Below are 12,821 nucleotides of genomic sequence, written 5' to 3' on the forward strand. Positions count from 1 at the left end.
ACCTATCTCAATTTAAATTAGCAAGCTTCTTAAATTAAAATAAAAGCATTCTTTTATGCATAAATAGATATAGCCTAAATTAGGCAAGAGGTCTATGACTCACCTGCTCATGATAACTGGTATTCAGAGAAAATGCTTGTTTAACTTGTGGCTCAATCAATTGATTTATTAAATTTTTTAACGTTTGCATGGCTGATTTTGCGTCATTTTCACTTCCAAATTCAATGCCTTGTCCTAAAAAAGTAGACTGGGTTTTTAATGTATCAAGGACTTCTTTTAGCAAAAAGGATGAATCTAAACTCATTAATTTATCAAAAAGTGCCACAAACATTTTTAATAGTTCAATATAATTATCTTCTTCAGTCATCATAAATTGCGTGTTATCCTCTTCTTGCAAAACAGTAAGGATGACTTTAATGACTTGATTATAAGTCGTTTTTAATTGCTCTGCTAAAGCTTGCTCAAATTCTTTATTTGAAAATAAACGAGCTTGATAAACCATATTGTAGTGTTTTCCTTTTTTATAAAAAGCGATCAGATCTTTTTTACTTGGGCATTCTAAGGTTAGAGCAGAAACCATGAGTGCAAATTGATTATGTAAATGAGCGTTATTTACATAATTAAGGGCTTCATCGACTTCAATACCACTTATGAGCGCTTCACAGATATAATGTAGGAATTTTTGCAATTCAATGTCATGAGACGTCATTGTTTTGCCTTTAAAAATTGCTTGATTAATTGCCTCAGATAAATACCCATGCGCTACTTCTTTGGCTGAAAAAAAGCCGTAATGATAGCTCCAAGAAAATTCTTCATTACTTACAAGCTCAGCTAATACAGGCTTTAATAGTTGATAACTACTTTCTATTACATCAGGTTGAGGTGGAAAATGCACTTCGGTTAAGGGGATGGTTATTTTCTTAGCAAATCGACCCATCTCAACAAGCTCATCTAATCCCATCGCAAATGGTTTAATAGGCCTTAGCTGCCCCTCTCGCAATTGCTGTAAATACTCGGGTAACGTCCATACTTGCATCGTAAACTCCTTTTATAGGGTATTATAAAAGTATAGAACATTTCATAAACTCACTTAGCTTATTGCGCCTTGCTTCATCATTTCTTTAAGCAAAAAGCGCGCAGGCGATAATGCACGAATAAAAGAATAAGGTAAAAAAGTAGGTTGATTAGCGATTAAAGCACTTAGCCAATCAGCACAAAGAGGGATACTGGTTAAACCTCGTGAGCCAAAACCGGTAAAAAGATAGATACCGGGGTAATAACCTCCAGCCAAGGGTAAGCAACGTTTAGGATCTTTTGCTAAACGTGCGAAACATTTTTTAAAATTAAGCTTATCAGGCAGTGGTCCAACAATGGGTAAGTAATCAGGCGTTGCTGCACGTATACCATGCCAACTGCCACACACAGTCATTGGTTCATTTAAATCAGGTAATAACTTGCTTAATTTAGTCAGATTTATCAAATGATCAGCTTGAATACTATCTATTTTAAGTTTATTTGGGTAATAAGTTGCCCCTATGGCGTGTTTATTATTGTGCTTTGGTAAAATATGCCCAGAACCACACAGAGGGATTCGCAATTGCGCTAATTCTTCATTAGTCTTAACAAATGTTAATTGCCCAAACGTGGGTTGTATTGGTAGAAAAGAAGACTCAGTAAATTGGTTTGCTTGGTAACCATTAGCCAGTATGACTATTTCTGATTGGTAGTCACCACAGTGCCATAACTTTTGATCATAAGACAGTGAATCAACTTGATAATTAGCAACATGCTGTATATTTGGATGATTAATTAATACTGCACACAGTGCCTGGCTATCAATCCAACCGGACAGGGGCAAAAATAATCCCGCGCACTCAAGCTCTAAATGTGCATAGCTTGATACTTCTTTAATAGTAAGTAATTTACCTAACTCAGGATAATACGCCAATAAACTATTATTTATTTTAGTGATTGCTTTATACTCTTTATCCGTATAAGCAAGTTGTAATATACCTGATAAATCACCAATAGGCTCAGTTATTAATAATTCCTTATAAAATCGATGAGCATATAAATAAGCCGTTAGCATAAAGTTAGCAGCAGGCGAGCTAAATGCTGAAAGTTGAGGATATAAAATAGCTTGTCTATTACCAGATGCCCCATTGCCCACGTGTGGGTGATTATCCAGTAAGATAACTTCCTGCCCTCGTTTAGCTAGAAAATAAGCAAGAAAACACCCAGCTAATCCGCCACCAATCACCGTAACTTTTTTATTTTCTGTAGGATTTAATAAGGGCATATGCCATGGCGTTGTCTTACCTTTTACATGGTTAATTGCTCGCGTAAATTTAGCCTTTAAAATGTAATTATCATTTTTATATTCTATTGTTTTAGCACTTATAAAACCTACCTCTTTTAAATAAGTTTCTACTAGGCATGTTGGGTTAAAACAGGCTATATGAGTTTGAGGCTTTGATAATAAAGCAATGGTATTAAATAATTCCTTCTCTTTTCCTGATGAGGTCAATTGAGGTTGTTTAAGCAACCAGGCATCTATCGCATAAGTTCGCAATTGCCTTTCAAGGTTTTTTTCACCACAAATCAATAGCTGCTGCAGGCAAGAAAAAACATCACCTAGCATTAAAATTAAATTGACTCGGCCCTCCTCAAATCTTAAGCAGTGAAAACCAGGGATTAAAATAGGGTATTGGGCTAATAAATGCCCTGCTTGCTGCTTAAATTGCGGGAAATTAGCTAAAATTTTTGCTAAATCCTCTTTTTGTAAAGGCTGCTCATCACAGCAAAGATAATAAAGGGAGGCAGATCTTGGCGCATGCTGTTGCCAATAATTCCAGCTTAATAAAAAAGTTAGGCCTGCTTTAAAATGCGTATCAGCAATAATGTAGTAGGCATCTTTTTTTTGACTTAGCTGTTGCCACCTTGTAGGAATACCTAGGCTCTCAAGGTAGGATTTTTCAATCTGCAGCTGCTGCTCCGGCGCGAGACAGTATAAACTGCCATCTGCAGCAGAATAAGGTAACTCTTTATCCCATATTACATTTAATATTTTAATTGGGTTAAACAAACTACTCAATTAACCAACCTAATTAGTATCAATTCGCTATGGCATTATTGCGTGGATAGAATAAGTGCTCAAAATGACCTTGTAGCCTGGGTGAAACAAAGTGAAACCCAGGTTTAGGCCCTATGGGCCTGCGCCTAAGCTACGTTTTAATTTATCCATCCATGCAACAATGCCGTTCGCTATTAAAGGCGTCATTTTCTTAGCGAACTGACTTTTTTAATCCAATATCCGTATAATTGCATCGCTGTAAAAGACTATTTTAAAGCGTTTATTTTAAATTTACTTTAATTACACCGTAACTAACGTAGCACTGCTTTCTTCAATTTGCTTCTTATCATTCATCCATCTTTTTATAACTGGCGATATAATACATAAACAAGCGCCTGCGGCAATAGCTACACAACCTAAAATTAAAAACACGCGACTATAGCCGGCATTTGTTAATAATGGATTAACCGTGTTTTGCCCGATTGTCATCCAGTTCGAACTATAGCTAGACAACGTGGCCCCTACCCCTGATGATAACATCCATATACCCATCATCACCCCTTGCAGGGAAACTGGCGCGAGTGCACCAATCATGGCATAGCCTATGGGTGAAATTAGTAGCTCGCCTGCACTTTGCAAAATAAAACTAAGCACAATCCATTCAGGCCCTATTAAGCCCTTAGCATTCGCATTGACAATACCAAGCGGTAAAATAGCAAATGCTAAACCAATTAAAAACAAAGCAGCAGCAAATTGCATCGGAATATTAATATAAATGCCGCGGTTTCGCATACGAGTAAATAACATACTTAATAAAGGCCCACCTAATACAATGCAAATAGTATTTATATTTTGAAACCATTGCGGTGGAATCGTAATCATTAGCCAATGCCTTTGTACATTATGATCAATAAAATGCGTTAATCCCATAGGGCCTATCTGATAAAGCATCCAAAATACAATACCTATTACCATGAGTATGCCAAAGGCGAATATCTTTTGTCGCGCCTCCTGCTCAGCTTGCTTAAAAGCTAGTACGTAAACTACGCCAAGCATAATAATGCCTGTTAAAAGAACGAGTTTATTAGCAAGATCAGCAAAATGCAGCAGTGGGCTTAAAACAAAAGGCAAGCAAATAACCATTAATAAGCCCTTTAAAGATAAACGTCGTTGCCTTGCCTTGTCCTGCTGAATAAAAAGGCTATACCTGTCTGCCAAAGCATGCCAAAAATATAAACAAATTAACAAAGCCACTAAATTACCAATACTACTTAATAGAAATAAGCGATGATAATTTTGTAGTAATTGAAAATAGCCACTTAAACTAAAACCGGCAAAAAAACCAATATTCATACCAGCATAATTATAAAGAAAAGCACTTTCTCGCCTGGTATCTTCAGGTTCAAAACGCTGGGTTAGCATACAATTTAGACAGGTAATGTTTACGCCTGACCCAGTTAGGAAAACAGCTAAGCCATAGTAAAAATAGTCTATTTGCACAAGCGAAAGCAGTACACAGCCCAAAATTTGCGCGAGCATGCCGACACAAAATAAAGCCCGATAAGATAAAAATCGCCCTCCCCAATAACCGCCTAATAAATGCAAAGCAAAATTAAAGGCTACAAAAACACCCATCACACTATTGGCATATTGCGTCGTTAAATGTAAAGGGCCAGTCATATAGAGAACTAAGGTTGAATATAAAACACTAAAACTTAATGTCGAAAAAATCTGAATACAAAACAGTGCAAAAATGCTTTGAGAAAAAAGACTACTCAATGATTTATTGCTATCTTTAGTCGACATGCAGTGCTTCCTCCGTAGCGATAGTCTCTTTGACTATGCCATGCAATTTTTTAACTGTCTATGCTCACTTTAAAGGAAAATCCAAACTAAATATCTTTTTTACAAGAAAATACATTTTCTTTACAAAATTAGACCTAAAGAAAACAGCGAGGTTAAGGCAAAATAGGGGTTTAATGAAGTAGTTTAGAAGCTCTAAATGATCAAATTAAAAACATATCTTCAAGAAGAGGTTGGGGTTTTTTGTAAGCCATGAAAATGTTATTATTAGAGCATATTGCTACTTACCCATTCAACCTGGATGCGTATATTTTAATCCTTAGCTAAATTAGCTGAAGCTATACTTATAAAATCGTTTAAATTTCTGCTACATTAATTTATTAAAACTAGGCTATCTACATGCATAAAAAAATATATTTATCCGGTATTGAAAAAAGGCCTGGAAAATCATTTACTTCATTAGGAATTGTAGCTCTTTTACAAAAGCATTTTTCATTACGCTGCGTGAAGCTATTTCAAGAATTAGATAATGAACAAAATTCTCTTCTTAAAACCATTGTAAATAAAACGATTTCTCCCGTCATGGAAATTACCCAAGCTATTACCATGATGCGTAATGCGCCTGATGATTTATTTTCAGTTATTTTTGAGAAAATTAAAGATAATAAAAATGATGAAATAACTTATATTGAAGGCAGTGATTTTGAAAGCGATAATGATGTTTTTGAATATGAATTTAATTTAACTATTGCCACACAATTAAATTGTGAAATTCTTCTTACAGTTTCCGCAAAAGATAGAACATTAAATCATACCCTTTCAGTCATTGCGACCGCCTTAGATATAAGCAAAAGAAACCATGCGCAAGTTATAGGTATTATCGTTAACCGTGTGGCACTTAAAGATGAAGTTAAAGCTTATGAACTATTTACCAATCAATTTCCTCAATTGGCCTTTATTATCATTCCTGAGTTTGATGATTTAGCCAACCCTTCTATGGGTGATATCGCTAATAAATTAAACGCTAGCATTATTTGCGGCAAAGATGAATTACAACGCCGGGTTAAGCAATTTACAGTTGCTGCTAAAACCATAGGAAATTTTCTTGAATCCCGACTTGAAAGAGAGGGTATGCTAATTATTACGCCTGGCGATCGTATTGATATTTTATTAGGTTCGTTATTAGCTGATCAATCAAGCTTTTATCCTAAAATAGCGGGCATCGTTCTCACTGGAGGCGATATACCTGGTAAGACAATTCGCCAAATTATTTCAGGCCTTGAACACCCTTTCCCAGTTTTACTAACGTCTCATAAAACTTACGAAACAGCTACCTTATTGTTTTCCTCTAAATTTAGCCTTAATAAAGACAATCTAACTAAAGTTAATACCGCTATTGCAGCGATGGAAACTTACCTATCACAACCGCTTTTAAAATTAATTAGTGAAACCCAACAAATTTCAGGGTTAACGCCAGCTATTTTTCTCCATGAATTACTCAATAAAGCACGACTCGCCAAACGCCATATTGTTCTTCCAGAAGGCACCGATCCGCGCATTTTAATTGCGGCAGATTACCTTTTAAAACGTCATGTGGCTCAAATTACGTTACTAGGAAATAAAGAAAAAATTCACCTCCTAGCGAGAAGGATGCAGCTTGATTTAGGCCAAGCTCAAATTATTGATGTTGAAAAGTCCGATAAAAAAGCTAAATATGCTAAAGAATATTGGCAACTTCGTAAACACAAAAACATTAATCTTCCCATTGCTACTGAGCGCATGGCTGACGTTAATTATTTCGCAGCGATGATGGTTTATTGTGGTGAAGCAGATGGCATGGTATCTGGTGCTGAACATACCACAGCAGATACGGTAAGACCTGCCTTAGAAATTATAAAAACTAAACCAGGAGTTACTAAAGTCTCTTCAATCTTTATTATGTGTATGCCAACTCGCGTACTCATTTATGGCGATTGCGCTATTAATCCCGAGCCAGATAGCCAAACACTTGCTGAAATTACACTACAGGCGGTACAAATCGCTAAGCACTTAGGAATTGAACCAAAAGCCGCCCTTCTCTCTTACTCTTCGGGCACATCAGGTAGTGGAAAAAGCGTTGATAAGGTGGTCAATGCCGTGCAAATTCTACAACGTGATTTTCAGGGTATTCCTGTCGAAGGGCCAATGCAATATGACGCCGCAGTAGACCCTGAAGTAGCCGCAAAGAAGCTACCTCATTCAGCGATAGCAGGCAAAGCCAATGTATTAATCTTTCCTGACCTTAATACAGGCAATAATACTTATAAAGCCGTACAGCGCGAAACAGGCGCTTTAGCAATTGGCCCTGTTTTATTAGGCTTAAATAAACCAGTTAATGATTTAAGTCGAGGCTGTACACCGCAAGATATTATTAACACTATTTTAGTCACCGCCTTACAAGTAGAAGATCATCATGGTAACTGAGCAACTAAACAAAAGACAACCCTGTATTTTAACCATTAATGCGGGCAGTTCTTCTATTAAATACAAAGTATTTACTCATCAGAATAATAATAAAAATACTGTTTTATTATCAGGTCTTATTGAGGGTATTGCTGAAAAAACTGGCCAATGGCATCATCATTATCAGCAAAAAGAACAGCTTAATTGCTATTTTAGCAATCACCAAGAGGCGTTTAGCGCCTTAGAAGAAAGGCTAAAGAAAGATTTAAACAATAAGATTATTGTTGGTGTAGGGCACCGGGTAGTTCATGGTGGCCAACATTTATGGCAGCCAACAATCATTACCTCTGCAGTACTTACAGAGATTAAATCCCTTGCTAAATTAGCGCCACTGCATAACCCAATTAACGCGGCTGGTATTGAATATGCCCAGTCACATTTCAAAGAGGCTATCCATGTCGCCGTTTTTGATACGGGCTTTCATCATACTATGCCTAACCATACCCATTTATATGCTATAGACACGCAAATAGCGCAGCAATTTCATATTCAACGCTATGGTTTTCATGGTATCAATCATGATTATGTTAGCCATGAAGCAGCAAACTACTTAAAAAAATCGCTACTAACGTGTAATTTTATCTCATTGCACCTAGGTAATGGCGCCAGTGCTTGCTTGATTAAGCAGGGTAAATCATTTGATACATCCATGGGCATGACACCCCTTGCAGGTTTAATCATGGGAACACGGTGTGGAGACATTGATCCAGCTATCCCAATTTTTTTGCAAGAACAGGGTCTTGAAGCGTCTCAAATTAATGATTTATTAAATAAGAACAGCGGTTTAAAAGGGATAGCCCATGAAAACGATATGCGCGCTATTGTAGAACGCTTTCATCTAGGAGATAAGGAGGCAATATTAGCATTAGAGATGTATGTTTATGCCATTCAAAAAATCATTGGCGCTTATTTAAGCCAAACAGAAAACCTCGATGCTTTAATTTTCACAGGTGGTGTTGGTGAAAACTCAGCCTTAATTAGAGAAAAAATAATGACGCCACTAATTCATTTCGGTTTTATTATAGATAAAGTATTAAATAGTGCCGTTAAAAAAGGCTGTTGCTATCAACTATCTTATCAAGGAATTCCGATTATTATTGTTCCTGGTGATGAAGAAAGTTGGATAGCAAAACAAGTCGCTGAAAAACTAGTTAACCGTCCGCAATAAATTTAAGCTGGTCAATTTAATTAGATGGATTAGTGAGAGCGATTGGCGACATAACTACTTTTTATGTCGCCAATTGCTTAAGGCAAGGAATTATGGTTGGCTTACTCTATTTATTTCATCTGTCCAATAGGCTGCACTAGGCAAAGTATCCCAAGGATTAGGAAGCACATCTGGTGTGACATAAACCCAACCCGCATGTCTTTGCTTCGTTAAACTGATGGCATTACTAAGCGAACTCTGAGCTGTTCCATAAACTAAATGCCAAAAGCGTGACGCAGGATACTTTGTTTCCCAACCAACAGGACGCCAGTTTACATAGGCTCTATAGTCAGATTCAAAGGTAACCAATATATCAGCTGAATTAATATAACATTCAGGCGTGCCTGTGCCAAAATTTACGATAGTAATTCCTTTACCGCCCTTCGCTTTAACATAATTATTTAAATTTTGATAATAACTAAGCTGGCCGCAATTACTAGAAAAGCCTTCATCGAAGAAAATACCATCCACAGCATACCATTGGTAAAACTTATCGATATCAGCCTTCACTGCAGCAAGACTTCGTTTAGCATAACTGGTATAAACGTAACCTAGCACTGCTTGCCCAGCATTTTTACTTCTAGTTACTTGCTGCGCATAAGCCGTACTTTTACTTGAGCCTGGGCCATTTGCAGGATTAATTAAGGCAATACCTGCTGTTGGTGCCGCTTTAATTAATTGATCCCAGTAACAATTACTAGAGCCTGTACAAGGGTAAAAATAAGAAGGGACAGCTATTTTTTGTGAATCATTTTCCCCGCCACCATCACAATCTGGGGTAGAAGGAAAAGGAAGATTCATCTTTACTAGCGACGAAATTCCGGCCGCTGACTCAACCTGATAGAGATAATCTAAATTACCTGCACAAGCTTGCGTGGGCAATAAATCACTTCGAGGTATTACCCAAGTTTTAACCGTACTTCCCGTAACAGAAACAGATTTCACAGGCGTCCAATTCCATCCCGGACCTACATACTTATACAGCGTTTGATTCTCAATAAGATAGTTTGCCATGAGGCCCCCTTGGGGAAAACCTGTATCGGCGCGATGCTCAACATCAATGTAAATACGAGAATAATCCTGTGGAGCAGTTACCCCATAAGAAAAAGTAAAGGAGCTAGGACCAGCTGCCGCTTTTGGGTTAATAATTACATCAGCTGCCAGCGGCGCACACCAAGAAGCACACGAGTAAAAATAGAGGGAAAGTATACTAATTTTTTTTAGACTCATTTTATATCCTTATTTTAAATTAATACCCTTAAACTACAGTAACAATATAAATGAGTTTTGTTAACTTACTTTGAGAAAAATTTTTATAATTATTAGTTTAAATAAAATCACTTTGTAAAAACTAAAATTTATATCAAAGACGATATCAATCTACCTCTTTGATATAAATAAATTTTTTGAAAGAATTAATTTTTTTGTAAAAGACGAAATACTTCTTCTGCAGCGCTTAAGGTTAGGCGTATTTCTTCTAATTTATGAGCACTAGAGATAAATCCTGCTTCATACATAGAAGGTGCAAAATAAATACCTTTTTCTAACATCTGGTGGTAAAAATCTTTAAAAAATAGTTCATCAGAAGTAGCAACATCATCGTAATTCCATACCTGTTGTTTCTGATTAAAACAAAAACCAAACATACCACCTAAAGAAGCTTGGCAAAAAGGAATGGAAAACGCCTCTGCTAATTCAGCCAAGCCCGTCATTAATAATTCTGCATAGGAAGTTAATTGCTGATAAAAATTAGGTTTTTCAACTTCATATAATGTCGCTAATCCAGCAGCCATTGCTAGTGGATTACCCGATAACGTCCCTGCTTGATACACGCTACCTTCGGGTGCTAAATGCGCCATAATTTCTTTGCGCCCGCCAAGCGCGCCAACAGGCATTCCTCCACCTATGACTTTACCTAAGGTTGTAATATCAGGGGTAATGTTAAATAACGCCTGAGCACCGCCTAAGGCTACTCTAAAGCCAGTCATTACTTCATCAAAAATCAGTAATGCTTGGTTTTCGTCACATAATTTACGAAGCCCTGCTAAGAATCCAGGCTTAGGCATAATAAATCCCATGTTGCCTGCAACAGGTTCAATAATAATAGCAGCAATATCATTAGGATATTGCTTAAATAAAGCATCTACTTGCTCTAAATCATTAAAATCAGCTGTTAACGTATGTTCAGTAATACTTTTTGGTATCCCAGGAGAGGCAGGAATTCCTAACGTTAAAACACCAGAACCTGCCTTTACTAGCAAGCTATCATTATGCCCATGATAACAACCATTAAATTTAATGATTTTATTTTTAGCCGTATACCCGCGAGCTAAACGTATAGCGGTCATCGTGGCTTCAGTCCCTGAATTAACCATTCTTATTTTTTCAATGGATGGCATTAATTCAATAATTTTTTGGGCTAATTTAATTTCTAACTCCGTTGGCGCGCCAAAACTTATGCCTTGATGAAGTACTTCTGCAACTGCTTCAATAACTTTTGGGTGACAATGTCCTAAAATTAAAGGCCCCCATGAGCCAACGTAATCAATATAATGACGATCATCAACATCCGTTAAGTAAGCACCTTTGCCTTGCTTAAAGAAAATAGGATTACCTCCAACGCCTTTAAAAGCACGCACAGGTGAGTTAACTCCTCCTGGAATGATAGCTTGGGCAGCAGCAAACAATTGCAGAGAATTAGACATTGATCCTTCCTATTTAAAAAAATAATAATTTTACTAAATTTTAATCATTATACAAAATACAGGATTATCTTTACATTACTTAGCTCAATCGGCAAAATTACCCTTTTGTAAAAATTGAGATACATTATGCAAGATTATAAGCGTTATATTTGCGTTATTTGTGGTTTTATTTATGATGAGGCAGAAGGATGGCCAGAAGATGGCATTGAGCCAGGTACACGCTGGGAAGATGTACCTGAAAACTGGTTTTGCCCTGACTGTGGTGCCGGCAAAGAAGATTTTGAAATGGTAGAAATGGAATAATCCTTAAAAAGGTTTGACCACAACTAACAAGACAATTCCAGTTAGTAATACGGTCGGAATTTCATTAAATATACGAAAAAATAATACAGCTCTACAGTTTGAATCCCTAGCAAAGCACTTAAGGAAATAGCCACAGCCTAAATGATAAAGCCACACTATAATCACTAAGGTAAGCTTGGCATGCATCCAGGGTGCTTTTAAATAATAGCTAGGATTAAAAGTAAGAAGCCATATTCCTAGCCCAGTCGTCAATAACGCAGCTGGCCACGTAATACCATAATACAGTCGACGTTCCATGATCTTAAAACGATCATCGCTTATTTTATCCTTGGCAGCGGCATGATAAACAAACAAACGGGGTAAATAAAAAAGACCTGCAAACCAGGCTACCATAGCGATAATATGAAATGCTTTAACAACTAACATAATTACTCTTTTTGTTTTTTACGGTGTTTATTCTTACGAGAACGCTTAAGCAAGTTTAAACCTTCTACACCTAGTGAAAACCCCATAGCGAAATAAATATAAGCACGAGGAATATGAAATTTAAAACTATCTGCAATTAAAACCATACCAATTAAAATTAGAAAGCTTAGTGCTAACATTTTTACAGTTGGGTGTTTATCAATAAAACGACTTACCGGCTCACTAGCATAAATCATCACTAAGATAGCGCAAGTGATTGCTATGGCCATGACCCACAAGCGAGTCGTTAAACCTATGGCGGTTAACACGCTATCTAGTGAAAACACAATGTCCATAATGCCAACTTGAATGACGACTCCCTTAAAAGTAACGAGTCTAGCTTTTATCTCTTTGATTTCAACATCATCCTCACCAACTTCATGCCTAATCTCTTGTGTCGCTTTAACGATTAAGAACCCACCACCAAGAAAAAGAAACAAGTCGCGTGCTGAGATCCCAAAATCGCCAAATTGAACTAAGGGCGTTGTAAGCTTAACTAACCAAACAGCAGAGGCTAATAAGAGTAAACGCGTTACCCAAGCAAAAGTAAGCCCCCATCGTCTAGCACTGCGACGTTGTCCAACTGGTAATTTTTCAGTCAGAATAGATAAAAAGACTAAATTATCTATGCCCAACACAATTTCAAGAACGATGAGTGCACTTAAACTCAAAAGAATATCTATAACATCCATACGTTTGCCTCAAATAACATCCAATGATCGTTGGCTAAGTCATAAAAAAGCTAACAATAACCTTAACTTAG

The 12,821-nt window shown here is 36.9% G+C and carries 10 protein-coding genes; 3 read left to right on the forward strand and 7 right to left on the reverse strand.

The genetic code is table 11. The features are described from left to right. Positions 1–79: 79 nt before the first annotated feature. From DYE47_RS08195 to DYE47_RS08205, 3 genes are all read right to left on the reverse strand, one after another. The gene (locus DYE47_RS08195; protein ID WP_115302809.1) at positions 80–1,036 is read right to left on the reverse strand and encodes a hypothetical protein; all 957 of its coding nucleotides are present in this window, start codon (positions 1,034–1,036) and stop codon (positions 80–82) included. Positions 1,037–1,090: 54 nt separating this feature from the next. After that, complete coding sequence (gene mnmC1, locus DYE47_RS08200) at positions 1,091–3,094, reverse strand: FAD-dependent 5-carboxymethylaminomethyl-2-thiouridine(34) oxidoreductase MnmC1 (protein ID WP_115302810.1); 2,004 nt, start codon at positions 3,092–3,094, stop codon at positions 1,091–1,093. A gap of 279 nt (positions 3,095–3,373) precedes the next feature. After that, a complete protein-coding gene (locus DYE47_RS08205; protein WP_115302811.1) occupies positions 3,374–4,879 on the reverse strand; it encodes a peptide MFS transporter in 1,506 nt (501 codons plus the stop codon). Positions 4,880–5,275: 396 nt separating this feature from the next. On the opposite strand from DYE47_RS08205, the gene pta reads away from it, so the two are divergent. Further along, complete coding sequence (pta, locus tag DYE47_RS08210; RefSeq protein ID WP_115302812.1) at positions 5,276–7,339, forward strand: phosphate acetyltransferase; 2,064 nt, start codon at positions 5,276–5,278, stop codon at positions 7,337–7,339. Next, positions 7,329–8,546 carry an acetate/propionate family kinase gene (locus DYE47_RS08215; RefSeq protein ID WP_115302813.1) on the forward strand — a complete coding sequence of 406 codons (1,218 nt, stop codon included), beginning with the start codon at positions 7,329–7,331 and terminating at the stop codon, positions 8,544–8,546. The genes pta and DYE47_RS08215 overlap by 11 nt, the downstream gene beginning before the upstream one ends. Positions 8,547–8,636: 90 nt before the next feature. Here DYE47_RS08215 and DYE47_RS08220 read toward each other — a convergent pair whose 3' ends face one another. Both DYE47_RS08220 and hemL read right to left on the reverse strand, forming a co-directional pair. Further along, positions 8,637–9,815 (reverse strand): spherulation-specific family 4 protein, encoded by a 1,179-nt coding sequence (locus tag DYE47_RS08220; protein ID WP_115302814.1) that lies wholly within the window; start codon positions 9,813–9,815, stop codon positions 8,637–8,639. A gap of 185 nt (positions 9,816–10,000) precedes the next feature. Beyond that, a complete protein-coding gene (gene hemL, locus DYE47_RS08225; protein WP_115302815.1) occupies positions 10,001–11,290 on the reverse strand; it encodes a glutamate-1-semialdehyde 2,1-aminomutase in 1,290 nt (429 codons plus the stop codon). A gap of 126 nt (positions 11,291–11,416) precedes the next feature. Between hemL and DYE47_RS08230 the strand changes: the two genes are divergently transcribed. Then, positions 11,417–11,593: a rubredoxin gene (locus tag DYE47_RS08230; RefSeq protein WP_115302816.1), complete on the forward strand. Its 177-nt coding sequence runs from the start codon at positions 11,417–11,419 to the stop codon at positions 11,591–11,593. 3 nt (positions 11,594–11,596) lie between these two features. Here the strand turns inward: DYE47_RS08230 and hemJ are convergent, their stop codons facing one another. Both hemJ and DYE47_RS08240 read right to left on the reverse strand, forming a co-directional pair. Beyond that, complete coding sequence (hemJ, locus tag DYE47_RS08235; RefSeq protein WP_115302817.1) at positions 11,597–12,019, reverse strand: protoporphyrinogen oxidase HemJ; 423 nt, start codon at positions 12,017–12,019, stop codon at positions 11,597–11,599. A gap of 2 nt (positions 12,020–12,021) precedes the next feature. After that, positions 12,022–12,750 carry a TerC family protein gene (locus tag DYE47_RS08240; protein WP_115302818.1) on the reverse strand — a complete coding sequence of 243 codons (729 nt, stop codon included), beginning with the start codon at positions 12,748–12,750 and terminating at the stop codon, positions 12,022–12,024. Between the last annotated feature and the right edge of the window lie 71 nt (positions 12,751–12,821).

It is taken from the genome of Legionella beliardensis (genome assembly GCF_900452395.1).
Classification (GTDB): Bacteria; Pseudomonadota; Gammaproteobacteria; order Legionellales; family Legionellaceae; genus Legionella_C; species Legionella_C beliardensis.